Raw genomic sequence first — 18,126 nt, 5'->3', positions numbered from 1 at the left:
ATGGTGAAGGGCTCGTGCAGACTGGCGGTATGCGCATCGAACTCGCCACCGCTCCCGGCAGTCCCGAACGCCCCAACGAGGACTGGGTCTCCGGGACTCTTCCCGCGTCCGGCCAGGGTGGTGTGCTGGTGCTGCTCGACGGGGTGACCCCGCCGCGTGGGGACGACGGTTGTGTGCACTCGGTCCCGTGGTTCACCGCGCGACTGGGCGGCGCGCTGGTGGAACTGTCCGGTTCCCGCCCTGATCTGACCCTGACCGAGATCCTGGCCGCGGCCATCTCCCGTACAGCCGAAGCCCATCGGGCCACCTGTGACCTTTCTCACGTACGTACGCCTCAGGCGACTGTGGCCCTGGCGCGGTGGGGCGAACGCGCGATCGAGTACCTGGTGCTGTCCGACTCGGTCCTGCTCCTGGAGTCGCCCGACGGTGCGGTCCGGGCGATTCTGGACGACCGGCTGACGCGGCTGCCGCCGGGTTCGCTCGCCTCGAACGAGATCGCCGACGCCACGGTGCGGAACAAGGAGAGCGGCTTCTTCACGGCGGCCGCCGATCCGGCGGTCGCCTCGCGCGCGGTGACGGGCAGCGTCCCGGCGGCGGACGTCCGGGCGCTGGCCGCACTCACGGACGGCGCGGCCCGCTGGACGGAGGTGTTCGGCGAGGGCGACTGGGCGGACACGCTGGGGCTGCTGCGGAAGGAGGGGCCGCAGGGGCTGATCGACCGGGTGCGGGAGCTGGAGGAGGCCGACGCGGCGGCCGGGCGCGTACGGCTGCGGCGCGGCAAGACGCACGACGACGCGACCGCGCTCCTGGTGGAGCCGGCCTGACCCGACACGCCCGGGACGGAGCTGGTCCGACCTGACGCCCCCTTGGCGGAGTTGAGCCCGACCGATGGCCGGCAGCCTGCGCGGTAGGCCGGTCAGCTCTCCGCGCGGGCGTTCAGCTGGTGCAGGAGCCGGGCGAGCTCGGCGACTTCGGCCCGGTCCCAGTCGGCCAGTTTGCGCACGTAGCGCCCGCGGCGGGCGTCCCGGACGCTGCGGAAGCGGGCCAGGCCGTCGTCGGTGAGATGGACGAGCCAGGCGCGCCCGTCGGCCGGATCGGGTTCACGGGCCACCAGCCCGAGGTTCTCCAGCGAGTGGAGCTGGCGGCTCATGGTGGCCTTGCCGACGCCGAAGTAGGCGGCCAGTTCGGTGGCCCGCTGCCGCCCCGCCGCTTCCAGACGGACGAGCAGACCATAGGCGGCGGGCTCCAGTTCGGGGTGGACTTCCCGGGCCATCTCGCCCGAGCTGGCGCGCGCCCGGCGCAGGAACACGGCCAGCTCACGCTCCAGCGCCAGGAACTCATGGTCCACGCCGCTCACGCCGGGTGCGCCCGGCCCCTCGGGCGCACCAGGTTCCGGCCCGCTGTCGTCTCCGCGCACGTCTGTACCCCTCGTACGGTTCCCTGCCGATAAAAGCTGCCGCCTGCCGCCGCGACCGGTCATCGCCGCAGCTCGGCCAGTATTTCGCAGGAGTGGACCGACCACGCCGACCCGGCCCCGGTCCGGGGCCTGCCACCGCCCCTCACCCCACTATGAACTCGATGTATACACGCCATGTACAGTCATCGTCGTGCCGCACACCTGTGCGGGATTTCCCGCACAGAGGAGTGATGTGTCGTGCCCGGAAAGATGCCGTTGCCCCGGATCGGGTTGACCGCGGCGATGGTGACGGCGCTCACACTGACGTTGAGCGGCTGCTCGATGGAGACGACCGCGCCCGGTTCGGCACGCGGGGAGGCGGCGTCCGACGCCAAGGGCGAGTTCGGGCCGGTCGACTGCCGCAAGGCCAAGTGCATCGCCCTGACCTTCGACGCGGGCCCGGGCGAGGACACGCCGAGGCTGCTGGACATCCTCAAGGAGAAGAAGGTGCACGCCACCTTCTTCCTGCTGGGCAAGCACCACGTCGTCAAGCACCCCGACGTGGTGCAGCGCATCGAGGACGAGGGCCACGAGGTCGCCAACCACACCTGGACGCACCAGGTGCTGACCGACCGGAAGCCGGACGAGATACGGGCCGAGCTGGAGAAGACCCAGGTGGCCATCGAGAAGATCACCGGCAAGAAGCCCCGGCTGATGCGTCCGCCGCAGGGCCGCACCGATGACACGGTCTCGGACATCAGCAAGGACCTCGGGCTCTCCCAGGTGCTGTGGAGCGCCACCGCCAAGGACTACTCGACGAACGACTCCGCGCTGATCAAGAAGCGGATCCTGGACCAGGCGAGCAAGGACGGCGTCATCCTGCTGCACGACATCTACAAGGGCACCGTCCCCGCCGTCCCCGGGATCATCGACGCTCTCCAGAAGGACGGCTACACCTTCGTGACCGTCCCCGAGCTGATGGCCCCCGCCGAGCCGCAGCCGGGCACGATCTACCGCCCTTGAGCCATGCCCCGGAACGACGTCCCTGGCACGCGGAACGGCCCGCCCCCGCCGCAGCGGGAAGCGGGCCGTTCGAGCCGGGCCGGCGTACGGCGGTCAGGCCGCGGCCGGGATCCGCTCCCCGGCCCTGGCCGTGGCCGGGGCGAGGGCGATCTCCAGCACCTGGCGGACGTCGGTGACCGGGCGGACGTCCAGCTTCTCCAGCACCTCGGCCGGGACGTCGTCCAGGTCGGCCTCGTTGCGCTGGGGGATCACCACGGTCGTGATGCCCGCCCGGTGCGCGGCCAGCAGCTTCTGCTTGACGCCGCCGATCGGCAGCACCCGCCCGGTCAGCGACACCTCACCGGTCATCGCCACATCCGTACGGACGAGGCGTCCGGAGAGCAGCGAGGCCAGCGCGGTCGTCAGCGTGACGCCGGCGCTCGGGCCGTCCTTGGGGACCGCGCCCGCCGGGAAGTGGACGTGCACGCCCCGGTCCTTGAGGTCCGCTACCGGCAGCTCCAGCTCCGCGCCGTGCGACCGCAGGAAGCTCAGCGCGATCTGCGCCGACTCCTTCATGACGTCCCCGAGCTGACCGGTCAGGGTCAGTCCGGACGCCCCGGTCTCCGGGTCGGCGAGCGACGCCTCGACGAAGAGGACGTCACCGCCCGCCCCGGTCACCGCGAGCCCGGTGGCCACGCCCGGCACCGCGGTGCGGCGCTCGGCCGGGTCCTGCGCGGACTCGGGCACGTGGTGCGGGCGCCCGATCAGGCCGCGCAGATCCGCGTCCGTCACCGTGAACGGCAGCTCCCGGTCACCCAGTTCGTGCTGGGCCGCGACCTTGCGGAGCAGCCGGGCGACCGCCCGCTCCAGATTCCGTACGCCCGCCTCACGGGTGTACTCGCCGGCCAGCTTGCGCAGCGCCGACTCCTCCAGGGCGACCTCGTCCTTCTCCAGACCGGCCCGCTCCAGCTGGCGCGGGAGCAGGTGGTCCCGGGCGATGACGACCTTCTCGTCCTCGGTGTAGCCGTCGAGGCGGACCAGCTCCATACGGTCGAGCAGGGCCTCCGGGATGGCTTCGAGCACGTTGGCCGTGGCCAGGAAGACCACGTCGCTGAGGTCGAGCTCGACCTCCAGGTAGTGGTCGCGGAAGGTGTGGTTCTGCGCGGGGTCGAGGACTTCGAGCAGGGCGGCGGCCGGGTCGCCCCGGAAGTCGGAGCCGACCTTGTCGATCTCGTCGAGCAGGACGACCGGGTTCATCGAACCGGCCTCCTTGATGGCCCGCACGATCCGGCCGGGGAGCGCGCCGACGTACGTACGACGGTGGCCGCGGATCTCCGCCTCGTCCCGGACACCGCCGAGCGCGACGCGGACGAACTTGCGGCCCATGGCGTGCGCGACGGACTCGCCGAGCGAGGTCTTGCCGACGCCGGGCGGGCCGACGAGGGCGAGGACCGCGCCGCCGCGCCGCCCGCCGACGACGCCGAGGCCCCGGTCGGCACGGCGCTTGCGCACCGCGAGGTACTCGGTGATGCGCTCCTTCACGTCGGCCAGGCCGGCGTGCTCTGCGTCCAGGACCTCCTGGGCGCCGCGGATGTCGTAGGCGTCCTCGGTCCGCTCGGTCCAGGGCAGTTCGAGGACGGTGTCCAGCCAGGTGCGGATCCAGGAGCCCTCGGGGGACTGGTCGCTGGACCGCTCCAGCTTCTCGACCTCCTTGAGCGCGGCCTCGCGGACGTGCTCGGGCAGGTCGGCGGCCTCGACGCGGGCCCGGTAGTCGTCGGACTCGTCCTCCGGATCGCCGTTGAGCTCGGCGAGCTCCTTGCGTACGGCGTCGAGCTGGCGGCGCAGCAGGAACTCCCGCTGCTGCTTGTCGACGCCGTCCTGGACGTCCTTGGCGATGGACTCGGCCACGTCCTGCTCGGCGAGGTGCTCGCTCAGCCACTGGATGGCGAGCTTCAGCCGGGCGATCGGGTCCACGGTCTCCAGGAGCTGGACCTTCTGGGCGGTGGAGAGGAAAGGCGAGTATCCGGAGTTGTCGGCGAGCGCGGAGACGTCGTCGATCTGCTGGACCCGGTCCACGACCTGCCAGGCGCCGCGCTTCTTCAGCCAGCTGGTGGCGAGCGCCTTGTACTCCTTGACCAGCTCGGCGGCGGATCCGGGCAGCGGGTCGGGGGCGGCCGTCTCCAGCACGGTCCCCTCCACCCAGAGCGCCCGGCCGGGGCCGCTGGTCCCGGCTCCGATGCGGACCCGGTCACGGGCCCGGATGAGGGCGCCGGGGTCGCCGTCCGACAGGCGTCCGACCTGCTCGACGGTGCCGAGGACACCGGTCCCCGTGTACGTGCCGTCGATCCGCGGGACCAGCAGCACCTGGGGCTTGCCGCCGCCGGGACGGGCTGCGGCCTGCGCGGCCTCGACGGCGGCGCGCACCTCGGTGTCGGACAGGTCCAGCGGCACCACCATGCCGGGCAGGACGACCTCGTCGTCGAGCGGCAGCACGGGCAGGTCGATCGGTGTGAACGCCTGGGACTCGTTAGTCATGATCTCCCCTTCGGCAGGCAAGTTGAGCTATGTGGACTCAATGCTTGTGAGTCGCCGAATGTTCCCCGAACGGTGTTCGCTCTGAGCGATCAGGTCGCCCGCTGTACGCCGCGCCCCTTCGCTCCCGGGCGCCCCTCCCCGTACGGGAGCGCTCGACGGCGTGCAGTTGTTCCCCTCCCCGGAGCCGGAAAGGCGCTGGCCTTCGCCCCGCGCCGGGGGCCAGGATGGGCGGGCATCGACCGCCACGCCCGGATACCGGAGAGCCGCATCATGTCCGCGACGACCGCCCCCGAACCGATGGACTCGCTGCCTGTGCGCTCCACCGACACCCCCGTCGTCCTCGACCGCCGGGAGGGGCCCTTCGGCGAGGTCGTCCTGCGCGAGCGCGGGGAGCACTTCGAGATCATCGCCAACGGCTGCTTCCTGATGGACACCTCCGACGGGCGCTCCGAGCGGCTGCTGATCGACGTCGCACTGGCCTCGCTGCCCGCCGGCCGGACGGCCCCGTCCGTGCTCATCGGCGGCCTGGGCGTCGGGTTCTCCCTCGTGCGGGCCGCCGAGGAGGAGCGCTGGGGGCGGATCGTCGTCGTGGAGCGGGAGCAGGCGATCGTGGACTGGCACCGGGAGGGGCCGCTGGACCGGATCTCCGGAGCGGCGCTGGCCGACCCCCGGACCGGGATCCTGCCCACGGACCTGGTCGCCCACCTCCGTACCACCACGGAGCGTTACGACGCGCTCTGCCTGGACATCGACAACGGGCCCGACTGGACGGTCACGGAGGGCAACGAAAGCCTCTACTCCCCCGCCGGTCTGGCGCACTGCCACGACCGCCTGAACCCGGGCGGCGTGCTCGCCGTATGGTCCGCGCAGCCGTCGCCCGCCTTCGAACAGGCATTGCGGAATGCCGGGTTCAGCGGGGTTCGGACGGAAGAAGTGGCCGTTGCCCGAGGTGTGCCCGACGTGGTCCATCTCGCACTCCGGGCCGGCTGAACCCCCCTCCCGGTATGTGCGGCCCGGCGGCGGCACGGGTCAACCGGCACAAGGCAGACGATCCGGCCGCCCGCCCGGCCCGAACTCGTGACCTCGGGGCAACACCCTGCGTAGCCGGGAGGCCTCCGCTGCCTTTACGCTGCTGACCGGCACACGGGATCACCCACGAAAACCACGAGCGAAGACCGTGCCTCCGGGGGAATGGCTCCCGCGAGAACGGGCAGGGGCGGGGCGATGGAACAGACACACACCACCCACAACGGCGTCGCGGCCACCCCGGGGGCTCAGCGCCGGGTGCTGGTGGTCGAGGACGACGCCACGATCGTCGACGCCATTTCCGCCCGGCTGCGGGCGGAGGGCTTCCTGGTGCAGACCGCGCTGGACGGCCCCGCGGCCGTGGACGCGGCCGAGGCCTGGCAGCCCGACCTGATGGTGCTCGACATCATGCTTCCGGGCTTCGACGGCCTGGAGGTCTGCCGCCGGGTGCAGGCGGCGCGTCCGGTGCCGGTGCTGATGCTCACCGCACGCGACGACGAGACCGACATGCTGGTCGGGCTCGGGGTCGGCGCCGACGACTACATGACCAAGCCGTTCTCCATGCGGGAGCTGGCCGCCCGGGTCCACGTGCTGCTGCGCCGGGTGGAGCGGGCGGCGCTCGCCGCCGTCACCCCGCGCAGCGGGATACTGCGTCTGGGTGAGCTGGAGATCGACCACGCGCAGCGCCGGGTCCGGGTGCGCGCCGAGGACGTCCACCTCACGCCGACCGAGTTCGACCTGCTGGTGTGCCTGGCCAACACCCCGCGCGCCGTGCTCTCCCGGGAGCAACTGCTGGCCGAGGTGTGGGACTGGGCGGACGCCTCGGGCACCCGTACGGTCGACAGCCACATCAAGGCGCTGCGCCGGAAGATCGGTGCGGAGCGGATCCGTACCGTGCACGGTGTGGGCTACGCCCTGGAGACTCCCGCGCCATGAGCCGGCCAGGGTCCGGACTGCGGCCCTTCTCGATCAAGGCCAAGCTCGGCACGCTCGTCGTGGTCTCGGTGTTCATCACCACGGGGCTGCTGATCGTCGCGCTGCGGACCCGTACGGAGTTCCGCTTCATCACGGTTTTCTCGGTGATCGCCACGCTGCTGATCACCCAGTTCGTGGCGCACGGTCTGACCGCGCCGCTGGACGAGATGAGAGCGGTGGCCCGGTCGATCTCGCACGGCGACTACACGCGCCGGGTGAGCGGCGCCGGGCGGCGGGACGAGCTGGGCGACCTGGCGCAGACGATCAACCGCATGGCGGACGATCTGGAGGCGGAGGACCGGCATCGAAAAGAGCTGGTCGCCAATGTCAGCCATGAGCTGCGTACGCCCATCGCGGCGCTCAGAGCCGTGCTGGAGAACGTGGTGGACGGGGTGTCCGCCGCCGATCCGGAAACGATGCGCACGGCGCTGAAACAGACGGAGCGGCTCGGCCGACTGGTCGAGACGCTGCTGGACCTGTCGCGCCTGGACAACGGGGTCGTCGCCCTCAAGGCACGCCGTTTCGAGGTGTGGCCGTATCTGTCGGGCGTACTGAAGGAGGCGAATCTCGCCGCCTCCCAGCGACGCCTGTCGTCGGGTTCGGGCAATCACTCCCGTACGGACGTCCATCTGCATCTGGACGTCTCGCCGCCGGAGCTCACCGCGCACGCGGACGCCGAGCGGCTGCACCAGGTGGTCGCGAACCTGATCGACAACGCGGTCAAGCACAGCCCGCCGCACGGCCGGGTGACGGTGCTGGCGCGGCGCGGGGCCTACCCCGAGTCACTGGAGCTGGAAGTCATCGATGAGGGGCCCGGCATCCCGGAGGCGGAGCGCCACCGGGTCTTCGAGCGGTTCAACCGGGGCCAGGCGCCCTCCCCGCAGGGTCCGGGCAGCGACGGCGGTACGGGCCTCGGTCTCGCCATCGCCCGGTGGGCGGTCGATCTGCACGGCGGCCGGATCGGTGTGGCCGAATCCGTAAGGGGCTGCCGGATCCAGGTCACCCTCCCGGGGATCCCAGAGCAGCGCGGTTGACGTTCTTGTTGGCATAGGGTCGAACCGGAAGGGCACGTTCATACGTGCCCTGCCAGCAAGGGGCCTCAAGGGGATGCGGTCGCAGGGCCGTGTCCACGGTCCTGCGTACCCGAAGTGCAGTGGAACCTCGCTTGTTTCCCGCCATTTCCTGCGCCGAAACCCGCCCTTCGATGTGATGTGCACGACGAAGCACCGGCCCGGCCTGCAAGGAACGGTTCGGGGGGCGTAGCCTTGATTTCCGCTGTCCATCACCTTGTGAAGCGGAAGAGGGCGGTTGCCGCCGTGTCGTCTCAGTCCCCCAGTAACTCAAGCGTCTCGACCGACCAAGCCAGCCCGGGCACCAACCCGGCCGCGGCTTTCGGCGCCAATGAATGGCTCGTCGACGAGATCTACCAGCAGTACCTCCAGGACCCCAGTTCGGTCGATCGTGCCTGGTGGGACTTCTTCGCCGACTACAAGCCGGGTGCCGCCGGCACGGCGGACAAGCCCGCTCCCGGGGCCTCGGGGGCCCCGGTGACCGAGGCCGCCGCCCCGGCCGCGCCCGCTCCGGCAGCCGCTCCGGCTCCGGCGAAGGCCGCGCCCGCCGCCGCTCCGGCCACCCCCGCGCAGCCGGCCCCGGCCAAGGCCGCTCCGGCTCCGGCGAAGACCGCGCCCGCCCCGGCGAAGCCCGCGGCCGCGAAGCCCGCTGCCGCGCCCGCCAAGCCCAAGGCGGACGAGTCCACCGAGGCCCCGGCAGGTCCGGAGTACGTGACGCTGCGCGGCCCCTCGGCCGCCGTCGCGAAGAACATGAACGCCTCGCTGGAGCTGCCGACGGCCACGTCCGTCCGCGCGGTCCCGGTGAAGCTGCTCTTCGACAACCGCATCGTCATCAACAACCACCTCAAGCGCGCCCGCGGCGGGAAGATCTCCTTCACGCACCTCATCGGGTACGCGATGGTGCAGGCCCTCAAGGCCATGCCGTCGATGAACTACTCCTTCGCGGAGAAGGACGGCAAGCCGACCCTGGTCAAGCCGGAGCACGTCAACCTGGGTCTGGCCATCGACCTGGTGAAGCCGAACGGCGACCGCCAGCTGGTCGTCGCGGCCATCAAGAAGGCCGAGACGCTCAACTTCTTCGAGTTCTGGCAGGCGTACGAGGACATCGTCCGGCGCGCCCGCATCGGCAAGCTCGGCATGGACGACTTCACCGGCGTCACCGCCTCGCTGACCAACCCCGGCGGCATCGGCACCGTCCACTCGGTGCCCCGCCTGATGCCCGGTCAGGGCCTCATCATGGGCGTCGGCGCGATGGACTACCCGGCGGAGTTCCAGGGCACCTCGCAGGACACCCTCAACAAGCTCGGCATCTCGAAGGTCATGACGCTCACGTCGACCTACGACCACCGGGTCATCCAGGGCGCCGCCTCCGGCGAGTTCCTGCGCGTCCTCTCCCAGCTGCTGCTCGGCGAGAACGAGTTCTACGACGAGATCTTCAAGGCGCTGCGCATCCCCTACGAGCCGGTCCGCTGGCTCAAGGACATCGACGCCTCGCACGACGACGACGTCACCAAGGCCGCGCGGGTCTTCGAGCTGATCCACTCCTACCGGGTCCGCGGCCACGTCATGGCCGACACCGACCCGCTGGAGTACCACCAGCGCAAGCACCCCGACCTGGACATCACCGAGCACGGCCTCACCCTGTGGGACCTGGAGCGGGACTTCGCGGTCGGCGGGTTCGCCGGCAAGACGATGATGAAGCTCCGCGACATCCTCGGTGTGCTCCGTGAGTCGTACTGCCGCACCACCGGCATCGAGTTCATGCACATCCAGGACCCGAAGCAGCGCAAGTGGCTCCAGGACCGGGTCGAGCGCCCGCGCCCGAAGCCCGAGCGCGAGGAGCAGCTGCGCATCCTGCGCAGGCTGAACGCCGCGGAGGCGTTCGAGACCTTCCTGCAGACGAAGTACGTCGGCCAGAAGCGGTTCTCGCTGGAGGGCGGCGAGTCCGTCATCCCGCTGCTCGACGCGGTCATCGACTCCGCCGCCGAGGCCCGCCTCGACGAGGTCGTCATCGGCATGGCGCACCGCGGCCGCCTGAACGTCCTGGCGAACATCGTCGGCAAGTCGTACGCGCAGATCTTCCGCGAGTTCGAGGGCAACCTCGACCCGCGCTCGATGCACGGCTCCGGCGACGTCAAGTACCACCTGGGCGCCGAGGGCACCTTCACCGGTCTGGACGGCGAGCAGATCAAGGTCTCGCTGGCCGCCAACCCCTCGCACCTGGAGGCGGTCGACCCGGTCCTGGAGGGCATCGCCCGCGCCAAGCAGGACATCATCAACAAGGGCGGCACGGACTTCACGGTCCTGCCGATCGCGCTCCACGGCGACGCGGCCTTCGCGGGCCAGGGCGTCGTCGCCGAGACGCTCAACATGTCGCAGCTGCGCGGCTACCGCACCGGCGGCACCGTGCACGTGGTGATCAACAACCAGGTCGGCTTCACCGCCGCCCCGGAGTCCTCGCGCTCCTCGATGTACGCCACCGACGTGGCGCGCATGATCGAGGCGCCGATCATCCACGTCAACGGCGACGACCCGGAGGCCGTGGTCCGCGTCGCGCGGCTCGCCTTCGAGTTCCGGCAGGCGTTCAACAAGGACGTCGTGATCGACCTCATCTGCTACCGCCGCCGCGGTCACAACGAGGGCGACAACCCGGAGTTCACCAACCCGCAGATGTACACCCTGATCGACAAGAAGCGCTCGGTGCGCAAGCTCTACACCGAGTCCCTCATCGGTCGCGGCGACATCACGCTGGAAGAGGCGGAGCAGGCGCTCCAGGACTTCCAGGGTCAGCTGGAGAAGGTGTTCGCGGAGGTCCGCGAGGCCACCTCGCAGCCGGCATCGCCGCACGTCCCGGAGCCGCAGGCCGCGTTCCCGGTGGCCGTCGAGACGGCGGTCTCCGCCGAGGTCGTCAAGCGGATCGCCGAGTCCCAGGTCAACATCCCCGAGTCGATCACCGTGCACCCGCGTCTGCTGCCGCAGATGCAGCGCCGTGCCGCCTCGGTGGAGAACGCCACGATCGACTGGGGCATGGGCGAGACCCTGGCCATCGGTTCGCTGCTGATGGAGGGCACCCCGGTCCGGCTCGCCGGTCAGGACAGCCGCCGCGGCACGTTCGGCCAGCGTCACGCGGTCCTGGTCGACCAGGTCACCGGCGAGGACTACACCCCGCTGCTGTACCTGGCGGACGACCAGGCCCGGTACAACGTCTACGACTCGCTGCTCAGCGAGTACGCGGCGATGGGCTTCGAGTACGGCTACTCGCTGGCCCGTCCGGAGTCGCTGGTCATCTGGGAGGCCCAGTTCGGTGACTTCGTCAACGGCGCACAGACCGTCGTGGACGAGTTCATCTCCTCGGCCGAGCAGAAGTGGGGCCAGACCTCCGGCGTCACGCTGCTCCTGCCGCACGGCTACGAGGGCCAGGGCCCGGACCACTCGTCCGCCCGCCCGGAGCGCTTCCTCCAGATGTGCGCGCAGGACAACATGACGGTCGCGATGCCGACCCTGCCGTCGAACTACTTCCACCTGCTGCGCTGGCAGGTGCACAACCCGCACCACAAGCCGCTCATCGTCTTCACCCCGAAGTCGATGCTGCGTCTGAAGGCGGCGGCCTCGTCCATCGAGGAGTTCACCTCCGGCGGCTTCCGCCCGGTGATCGGCGACGCGTCGGTCAAGGCCGAGGACGTCCGCAAGGTCGTCTTCGTCTCGGGCAAGCTGTACTACGACCTGGACGCCGAGCGGGAGAAGCGGGGCGACACGGAGACCGCGATCATCCGGCTGGAGCGGCTGTACCCGCTGCCGGGTGCGGAGATCCAGGCCGAGATCGCGAAGTACCCGAACGCCGAGAAGTACCTGTGGGCGCAGGAGGAGCCGGCGAACCAGGGTGCGTGGCCGTTCATCGCGCTCAACCTGATCGACCACCTGGACCTCGCGGTCGGCGCGGACGTGCCGCACGGCGAGCGCCTGCGCCGCATCTCGCGGCCGCACGGCTCGTCCCCGGCGGTCGGCTCGGCCAAGCGTCACCAGGCGGAGCAGACGCAGCTGGTCAACGAGGTCTTCGAGGCCTGAGGACCGCGCAACTGAACCATCCGGGGACCCGGTTCCGCGCTTGTCGCGGGGCCGGGTCCCCGGCGTTTCCCCGCTGGATATCCTTCTCCCATGTACTTCACCGACCGTGGCATCGAGGAACTGGAGAAGCGGCGCGGCGAGGAGGAGGTCACCTTCGAGTGGCTCGCCGAGCAGCTGCGGACGTTCGTCGATCTCAACCCCGACTTCGAGGTGCCCGTCGAGCGCCTGGCGACCTGGCTGGCCCGGCTGGACGACGAGGACGACGAGGACGAGTGACCTTTGAGGCCTGATCCTCGGGGCCTGATCGTCGGTCCCTAGGAAGTGCCCGCCCTGGCCCGCTCGTAGAGGAGCCCCAGCGCGCCCTGCGCCAGCAGCACCGCCCCGGCCGCCGCCCAGCCGCCGCTGCGGCGTCGCGCGCCCCAGAGCAGGAGCGGAAGCCCGGCCGCGAGCTGGACGGCGGCGACGGCCCGGGCACGGGGGCCGCGTACCCACGGGCCGACCCGGCTGCTCTCGACCGCCTCCAGTTCGACCCGTACGGCATCGCGCCAGCCGGCCCACTCGACACGGTCCACCTGGCGCTGCACCGCCGCGACGCTGCGCAGCCGGTCGGCGCTCTCGCCCGGGGAGAGTCCGGCGGGCAGGACCAGTCCGGTGCCGGTGAGGACGGCGAGCAGTCCACGCAACCGGGCTTCCGCGTCCGCCTCCGGATCGGGGCGGGTCAGCTGCTCCAGCGCCTGGACGTCCAGCACCGGGTCGAGGCCGAGCCGGGCGGCGAAGGTGCGCATGGCCTCGTCCTCGCCCACCGGGGTGCCGTCGGTCAGCCAGACGTAGCCCACGGGCCGGCGGAATCCCGCGGCGAGGGTGTATCCGGCCCGGTCGGCGTCCCACCACAGGGCGAGCACCGGCCAGGTGGAGCCGACGGCGAGTGCGGTGGCCCAGCCGCCGAGGACCCGGTCGACCGGCTCGGCGTCCTGCTCCGCTCCCCCGGCCCGCCAGGGCTTGCCCTCCGGGACGAGCACACTCCACTCCTCGCCCGCGCGGATCAGCAGCATCTGCTCGCGCAGCAGGTGGGCGAGCGGCCGTACGGTCTCGGGGTCGGCCCGGCAGAGCAGGAGAGCCCCGGTGGATGTCGCGTTCATGGCTCATACGCTAGGGCAATATGCCCACATTTGATCGCGTTGCAGGCATGGCGCTGACCGCCGTCGGGCCGCACCTCCCCCGACCTCCCCCTCGGCTCCATCCCTTGACTTCCCCTATCCGCGATATATCGTGTTCTTCACGAGACGCGATATGTTGCGTTGCCACGCTTCCCGGGAGGTCACATCCATGCCTGTGTCGACATGGACCATCGATGAGCCGCGGAAGCTCTCCTTCGACGATCCGGTGACGGCGCTCCAGGTCCGTATCGTCGACGGCACGGTCAACGTGGTCGGGACCGGTGAGCCGGGCGCCCGGCTGGAGGTCTCCGCGATCGAGGGGCCGCCGCTGATCGTGACCCAGGAGGACGGCCGGCTCACCGTGGCGTACGAGGATCTTCCCTGGCAGGACCTCCTGCGCTGGCTCGACCCCAAGGGCCGCCGCCGCAGCGCCGTCGTCTCGCTCGTCGTGCCCACCACGGCCTCGGTCGAGGTCGGCGTGATCGGCGCGGGGGCCGTCGTCTCCGGCATCGCCGGCCGCACCGAGGTCCGAGGTATCACGGGGGACTCCACGCTCGTCGGACTGGCGGGCGCGGTGCGCGGGGAGTCGGTGTCGGGCAGCCTGGAGGCCCAGGGCGTCACGGGGGACCTGCGCTTCCAGTCCGTGGCCGGTGATCTGACGGTGATCGACGGCGCGGGGTCCTCGGTCCGGGCCGAGTCGGTCAGCGGTGACATGGTGCTGGACGTCGACCCGTCCGGGAGGCCCACGGACATCCGGCTGACCACGGTGTCCGGTGAGATCGCGATCCGGCTTCCGCACCCGGCGGACGCCAGGGTCGAGGCGAACACCGCGAGCGGGACCGTCTCCAACGCCTTCGAGGACCTGCGGGTCGGCGGGCAGTGGGGCGCGAAGAAGATCACCGGCACGCTGGGCGCCGGGACGGGGACCCTGCGGGCGACGACCGTGTCCGGTTCGATCGCCCTCCTGCGCAGGCCGCCCGCCGAGGACGACGCGTACGCCGCCGAGCCGACCGGAAAGGTTCTCTGACATGCCCCCCGTATTCGCCCACGGCCGCCTGCGCCTGTATCTCCTCAAGCTCCTGGACGAGGCCCCGCGCCACGGCTACGAGATCATCCGCCTGCTGGAGGAGCGCTTCCAGGGCCTCTACGCCCCGTCCGCCGGCACGGTCTACCCCCGGCTGGCCAAGCTGGAGGCCGAGGGCCTGGTCACCCATGCCACCGAGGGCGGCCGCAAGGTCTACTCGATCACCGACGCCGGCCGCGAGGAGCTGGCGGGCCGCAGCGGCGAGCTGGCCGACCTGGAGCTGGAGATCCGCGATTCGCTCTCCGAGCTGGCCGCCGAGATACGCGACGACGTCCGGGGCGCGGCGGGCCGGCTCCGCAGCGATATGCGGGCGGCGGCGTCGGAGTCCCGGCACGGCACGAAGGCGGGGCCCGGGACCGGGACCGGAAAGGCGAAGGGCGAGCCCTCCTCCCCCTTCGGTGACTTCGGCGACTTCGGCAATCTGGGCGACTTCGGCGACAGCGAGGCGTGGCGCACGGCGAAGGAGGAGCTGCGCCGGGCCAAGCAGGAGTGGAAGGAGCAGGCCCGCCGGGCGAAGGACGAGTCCCGGCGCGCCCGCGAGGACGCCCAGCAGGCCCGCCGCCAGGCCAAGGAGGCCCAGGAGAAGGCGCGGGAGCAGATGCAGACCGCCGCCCGCCAGGTGCAGGAGCACTTCGCCCGGGGCGACTGGCCCTCCGGCGTACGGGAAGGTCTCGCGGAGATCACCGGCCAGCTCGGCGGCTTCGCCCGATCCGGCGCCTGGCCTCCGTTCGGCAAGCCCGAGCCGGAGACCGCCCCGCCCGTCCAGGATCCGGCCCCCGGCGCGGACTGGGGGCAGGACGTGCCGACGACCGGCGACCCGGTGCGCGATCTGGACCGTCTGCTGGACCGGTTCCGCGACGGCATCCGGGACACGGCGCGCGATCACGGGGTGACGGAGGCACGGCTCGCGGAGGCCCGCCGCCATCTGGGCGAGGCGGCGGCGCGGATCGAGGCGCTGCTGACGAAGGAGGACGGCAAGCAGGCCTGAGCGTGGGGGCAGGAGCCCCACCCCACTCTCACCCCGCCTGGGCGTGCCCCTGGCCCGCGTCGTCTCCCCCGCCGTCCCCGTCGGCGACGGAGCCGTAGAGCGCGCGCTGCACGGCCGTGCAGGTCGCACCGTGCTCGGCGAGGACGTCGGCGACGACTCCGGGCTTCGCGGTGAGGGCCAGGAGCAGGTGCTCCTCGCCGATGAACCGGTCGCCTCGGCCGAGGGCCACCCGGAGCGAGTTCTCCAGCACGGCCTTCGCCCCCGGGGTGAAGGGGCGGTGCCCGGACCACCACCACCGGCGGCCGCGGCGGTCGGCGTCCAGGGCCCCTTCGCCGTGGGCCCCCTCGACGCGGGAGACGATCGCGCCGAGGTCGATCCCGATGCCGGCGAGGGCGTCGGTGTCGGCCCTGGTCAGGCCACCGCGGCGGCGGGCCTCGGCGAAGGCGGCGTACAGGGAGGCGCGGCGGTCGTGGAGGCCGAGGGCGGTGACGGCGAACGCGGCCCGGCCGCCCTCCTGTTCCAGCAGCGCGAGCAGCAGGTGTTCCTCGGTGACCGAGCCGGCCCCGGCCCGCTCGGCCTGGGCCACGGCGCCCTTCACGGTGGCGCGGGCCCCTCGGGTGAATCGCTCGAACATCAACGCCTCCCGTACTTCTTGTGCACGGCCTGCCGGCTGACGCCCAGCTCGGCGGCGATCTCCTGCCACGACCAGCCCTGAGCCCGGGCGCTGGTGACTTGTACGGCTTCGAGCTGCTCCAGCAGCCGCCGCAGCGCGGCCACCGCCCGCAGCCCGACGCGCGGGTCACGGTCACCGGCGCGCGCGGCCAGATCCGTTGCTTCGGTCATGATGTCAACCTACATTGACACCCCAGCCCCGTCAATCAACGTTGACATCATCGTCGGCGAGGCGCGCGTGCCGCTCGACGTCGTACCGGACCCGGCCGTACCGCAGCTTGGCCCGCTCGATGCCCTCGGGCGCGAAGCCGGACCGGGTCGCGACCCGGCAGGAGGCGACGTTGTCGGTGCGGTGGCCCAGCTCCAGCCGGTACAGCCCGAGCTCGTCGAAGGCCCAGCGCGCGAGGGCCCGCACGCCGGCCGGGGCGACGCCCCGGCCGCGGGCGGATTCGGTGGTCCAGTAGGAGACCCAGCCGCTGTCGTGCGTCCGGTTGACGACGTTGAGCGCCACGCAGCCGAGGGCCTCGCCCTCCTCCCCCACGACGGCCCAGGAGTAGCCGGTGCGCGCCCCTCGTTCGCGCGCGCGTTCCGCGATCCAGGCCAGCGCCCCGGACCGGTCGTCCACGGGCCGGTCCGTCTGGCGGTCCATCTCGGCCGGGGCGAAGGCGCGGAGCACCGCCGAGGCGTCGTCGGGCAGCCAGGGGCGCAGCAGGAACCCTTCAGGGGTGGTCAGTTCGTCCATGCGGCCCAGCTTCCCGCACGGTCACGACCACTTCACTCCCGGGCCACGCGAGAACGACCGGCCGGCCGCCGCGCGACGAGGAGCCGAGGACGTGAGCACGTCCGGTGACGGTGACACGCCAGCCCCTGGGCGCGGGCGGCAGGGACAGCTCCGTCACCCCGGGCCGGGCGGCGGACCGGTAGGCGAGACGGTAGGTGCGGGTGCCCGCGTCGTACGTGTCGGAGCGGACGGTCCCCGCGACGGCCGGGGCGTACGGGGTGGCGGTCTGCTCCTTGTTCGTACGGAAGCGGCCGCGCTCGTCGACGGCGCAGTAGCCGCCGCCGTAGCACCAGACGTACCCCGCCCAGCCGGAGCTGTAGCGGTCCAGGGAGGCGACGGCCTCGCGGTAGAAGCGGCCCATGTTGGGAAGGGAGTTGTTGAGCGGCCCCCACTCCCCCACGACCACGGGCATCCGGTGGCGGGCCGGGTAGGCGGTGACGGCGGCCTCGTACGCCTCGATCCAGCCCGCGTCCGGGTCGTAGTCGGCGCCCGCCTCCATGGCGGTGTTGTAGAAGTGCGGGGCGTACACGGTCCGGCTGTCCTTGATCCGGCCCAGCCCGGTGGGCACGCCCTCGCCGACGATGGGGGTCGGCTCGACAAAGATCCAGGTGTCGCGGTCCTTCGCCCGGACTGCGCGGGCGAGCCGGTTGTACATGGGCGTGAGGTGCTCGGCCTCGATGCGGCGGGCGGCGGTCGGCAGGTCCTCGCCCTCCCTCAGCTCCCCCATGGGCTCGTTGATCAGGTCGTAGCCGATGACGGCGGGGTGCCGGCCGAAACGGTCGGCGAGGACCTGCCACATCGCGGCCTGGGCACGTTGCAGGTCGGGATCCTCGTAGAGGTGGGTGAAGGCCCGCTGCACGGCGGGCTGGAAGTACTCCGAGAACCAGTCGTCGGGGTTCGGGGTGAACGGCAGCCCGTCGGTTCTGGTGGCCCATGCCGGAATGCCGCGGTGGCCGAACGCGGGCCCGAAGACGTCCTGGTGGGCGTCGATGAGGACGTGGACGCGGTGCTTGTGGGCCCAGTCCAGGATGCGTTCGATCTTGTGGAGGTAACGCGCGCTGTACTGGCCGCGCCGGGGCTCCAGGTCGTCCCAGAAGACCAGGAGCCGGGCGAAGTTGAAGCCGTTCGCCCGCAGGTCGCGGAAGTGCCGTTCGCTGATGGCGGTGAGGGCGTCCTCGCCGCGGTTCGCCTTGTCCTCGACGTTCCAGCCGCGCAGGGTGAGGGTGCGTCCGCGGTCGTCGGTGAGGGGCGGAATGGCGCGTTCGTACGAGGACGGGGAGACGGGTGCGGGGCGCGCCGAGGCGGCGGGGGCGAGGGCCCCCGCCGCGAGCACGGACGCGACGACAACTGCCATGAGTGCTCTGCCCATTCGCAT

General features: G+C 71.7%; 16 protein-coding genes. 9 read left to right on the top strand and 7 right to left on the bottom strand.

Translation table 11 applies throughout. The annotated features are described in order from the left end of the window. Positions 1–29 precede the first annotated feature (29 nt). Positions 30–824, top strand: coding sequence for a protein phosphatase 2C domain-containing protein (locus D3105_RS07085; RefSeq protein WP_118901071.1), 795 nt, complete (start codon positions 30–32; stop codon positions 822–824). Positions 825–916: 92 nt separating this feature from the next. On the opposite strand, the gene D3105_RS07080 is transcribed toward D3105_RS07085, so the two are convergent. Next, a complete protein-coding gene (locus D3105_RS07080; protein WP_225051525.1) occupies positions 917–1,417 on the bottom strand; it encodes a MarR family winged helix-turn-helix transcriptional regulator in 501 nt (166 codons plus the stop codon). Positions 1,418–1,666: 249 nt separating this feature from the next. Between D3105_RS07080 and D3105_RS07075 the strand changes: the two genes are divergently transcribed. Next, positions 1,667–2,419 (top strand): polysaccharide deacetylase family protein, encoded by a 753-nt coding sequence (locus D3105_RS07075; protein WP_206272674.1) that lies wholly within the window; start codon positions 1,667–1,669, stop codon positions 2,417–2,419. 93 nt (positions 2,420–2,512) lie between these two features. Here the strand turns inward: D3105_RS07075 and lon are convergent, their stop codons facing one another. Then, positions 2,513–4,933 carry an endopeptidase La gene (lon, locus tag D3105_RS07070; RefSeq protein WP_118901068.1) on the bottom strand — a complete coding sequence of 807 codons (2,421 nt, stop codon included), beginning with the start codon at positions 4,931–4,933 and terminating at the stop codon, positions 2,513–2,515. 270 nt (positions 4,934–5,203) lie between these two features. Between lon and D3105_RS07065 the strand changes: the two genes are divergently transcribed. From D3105_RS07065 to D3105_RS07045, 5 genes are all read left to right on the top strand, one after another. Next, positions 5,204–5,923: a spermidine synthase gene (locus tag D3105_RS07065; RefSeq protein ID WP_118901065.1), complete on the top strand. Its 720-nt coding sequence runs from the start codon at positions 5,204–5,206 to the stop codon at positions 5,921–5,923. A 234-nt stretch (positions 5,924–6,157) separates the two neighbouring features. Further along, positions 6,158–6,895 carry a response regulator transcription factor gene (locus D3105_RS07060; RefSeq protein WP_006127534.1) on the top strand — a complete coding sequence of 246 codons (738 nt, stop codon included), beginning with the start codon at positions 6,158–6,160 and terminating at the stop codon, positions 6,893–6,895. Continuing rightward, entirely contained in the window at positions 6,892–7,968 is a 1,077-nt protein-coding gene (locus D3105_RS07055; protein ID WP_118901063.1) for a HAMP domain-containing sensor histidine kinase, read from the top strand. Before D3105_RS07060 ends, D3105_RS07055 begins: the two co-directional genes overlap by 4 nt. Before the next feature lie 282 nt (positions 7,969–8,250). Beyond that, the gene (locus D3105_RS07050; protein WP_165890975.1) at positions 8,251–12,069 is read left to right on the top strand and encodes a multifunctional oxoglutarate decarboxylase/oxoglutarate dehydrogenase thiamine pyrophosphate-binding subunit/dihydrolipoyllysine-residue succinyltransferase subunit; all 3,819 of its coding nucleotides are present in this window, start codon (positions 8,251–8,253) and stop codon (positions 12,067–12,069) included. A 90-nt stretch (positions 12,070–12,159) separates the two neighbouring features. Further along, positions 12,160–12,345 carry a DUF6104 family protein gene (locus D3105_RS07045; protein WP_010061466.1) on the top strand — a complete coding sequence of 62 codons (186 nt, stop codon included), beginning with the start codon at positions 12,160–12,162 and terminating at the stop codon, positions 12,343–12,345. Between the two features lie 38 nt (positions 12,346–12,383). On the opposite strand, the gene D3105_RS07040 is transcribed toward D3105_RS07045, so the two are convergent. Then, positions 12,384–13,208: a hypothetical protein gene (locus tag D3105_RS07040; protein WP_118901059.1), complete on the bottom strand. Its 825-nt coding sequence runs from the start codon at positions 13,206–13,208 to the stop codon at positions 12,384–12,386. Positions 13,209–13,395: 187 nt separating this feature from the next. Between D3105_RS07040 and D3105_RS07035 the strand changes: the two genes are divergently transcribed. Together D3105_RS07035 and D3105_RS07030 are read left to right on the top strand one after the other, a co-directional pair. Next, on the top strand, positions 13,396–14,253 hold the full coding sequence (locus D3105_RS07035; RefSeq protein WP_165890974.1) for a DUF4097 family beta strand repeat-containing protein: 858 nt from the start codon (positions 13,396–13,398) through the stop codon (positions 14,251–14,253). A gap of 1 nt (position 14,254) precedes the next feature. After that, a complete protein-coding gene (locus D3105_RS07030; RefSeq protein WP_118901053.1) occupies positions 14,255–15,298 on the top strand; it encodes a PadR family transcriptional regulator in 1,044 nt (347 codons plus the stop codon). A 28-nt stretch (positions 15,299–15,326) separates the two neighbouring features. Here the strand turns inward: D3105_RS07030 and D3105_RS07025 are convergent, their stop codons facing one another. From D3105_RS07025 to D3105_RS07010, 4 genes are read right to left on the bottom strand one after another with little or no spacing between them, the layout of a single operon-like run. After that, the gene (locus D3105_RS07025; protein WP_118901051.1) at positions 15,327–15,932 is read right to left on the bottom strand and encodes a Clp protease N-terminal domain-containing protein; all 606 of its coding nucleotides are present in this window, start codon (positions 15,930–15,932) and stop codon (positions 15,327–15,329) included. Beyond that, positions 15,932–16,141, bottom strand: coding sequence for a helix-turn-helix domain-containing protein (locus tag D3105_RS07020; RefSeq protein ID WP_030579617.1), 210 nt, complete (start codon positions 16,139–16,141; stop codon positions 15,932–15,934). Before D3105_RS07020 ends, D3105_RS07025 begins: the two co-directional genes overlap by 1 nt. 31 nt (positions 16,142–16,172) lie before the next feature. Beyond that, positions 16,173–16,712 (bottom strand): GNAT family N-acetyltransferase, encoded by a 540-nt coding sequence (locus tag D3105_RS07015; RefSeq protein WP_118901049.1) that lies wholly within the window; start codon positions 16,710–16,712, stop codon positions 16,173–16,175. Beyond that, entirely contained in the window at positions 16,690–18,105 is a 1,416-nt protein-coding gene (locus D3105_RS07010) for a cellulase family glycosylhydrolase (protein ID WP_118901047.1), read from the bottom strand. The genes D3105_RS07015 and D3105_RS07010 overlap by 23 nt, the downstream gene beginning before the upstream one ends. Between the last annotated feature and the right edge of the window lie 21 nt (positions 18,106–18,126).

Source organism: Streptomyces globisporus, assembly GCF_003501885.1.
Classification (GTDB): domain Bacteria; phylum Actinomycetota; class Actinomycetes; order Streptomycetales; family Streptomycetaceae; genus Streptomyces; species Streptomyces globisporus_D.
Note: the sequence above shows the minus strand (reverse complement) of the source record. Positions and strands in the feature narration are given on the sequence as shown.

What these genes read in the sequence shown, in the direction of transcription:
- D3105_RS07085 (WP_118901071.1), top strand. Translation starts at nt 30, where the DNA reads ATGCGCATCGAACTCGCCACCGCTCCCGGCAGTCCCGAACGCCCCAAC.
- D3105_RS07075 (WP_206272674.1), top strand. Translation starts at nt 1,667, where the DNA reads ATGCCGTTGCCCCGGATCGGGTTGACCGCGGCGATGGTGACGGCGCTC.
- lon (WP_118901068.1), bottom strand. Translation starts at nt 4,933, where the DNA reads ATGACTAACGAGTCCCAGGCGTTCACACCGATCGACCTGCCCGTGCTG.
- D3105_RS07065 (WP_118901065.1), top strand. Translation starts at nt 5,204, where the DNA reads ATGTCCGCGACGACCGCCCCCGAACCGATGGACTCGCTGCCTGTGCGC.
- D3105_RS07060 (WP_006127534.1), top strand. Translation starts at nt 6,158, where the DNA reads ATGGAACAGACACACACCACCCACAACGGCGTCGCGGCCACCCCGGGG.
- D3105_RS07055 (WP_118901063.1), top strand. Translation starts at nt 6,892, where the DNA reads ATGAGCCGGCCAGGGTCCGGACTGCGGCCCTTCTCGATCAAGGCCAAG.
- D3105_RS07045 (WP_010061466.1), top strand. Translation starts at nt 12,160, where the DNA reads ATGTACTTCACCGACCGTGGCATCGAGGAACTGGAGAAGCGGCGCGGC.
- D3105_RS07040 (WP_118901059.1), bottom strand. Translation starts at nt 13,208, where the DNA reads ATGAACGCGACATCCACCGGGGCTCTCCTGCTCTGCCGGGCCGACCCC.
- D3105_RS07035 (WP_165890974.1), top strand. Translation starts at nt 13,396, where the DNA reads ATGCCTGTGTCGACATGGACCATCGATGAGCCGCGGAAGCTCTCCTTC.
- D3105_RS07030 (WP_118901053.1), top strand. Translation starts at nt 14,255, where the DNA reads ATGCCCCCCGTATTCGCCCACGGCCGCCTGCGCCTGTATCTCCTCAAG.
- D3105_RS07025 (WP_118901051.1), bottom strand. Translation starts at nt 15,932, where the DNA reads ATGTTCGAGCGATTCACCCGAGGGGCCCGCGCCACCGTGAAGGGCGCC.
- D3105_RS07020 (WP_030579617.1), bottom strand. Translation starts at nt 16,141, where the DNA reads ATGACCGAAGCAACGGATCTGGCCGCGCGCGCCGGTGACCGTGACCCG.
- D3105_RS07015 (WP_118901049.1), bottom strand. Translation starts at nt 16,712, where the DNA reads ATGGACGAACTGACCACCCCTGAAGGGTTCCTGCTGCGCCCCTGGCTG.
- D3105_RS07010 (WP_118901047.1), bottom strand. Translation starts at nt 18,105, where the DNA reads ATGGCAGTTGTCGTCGCGTCCGTGCTCGCGGCGGGGGCCCTCGCCCCC.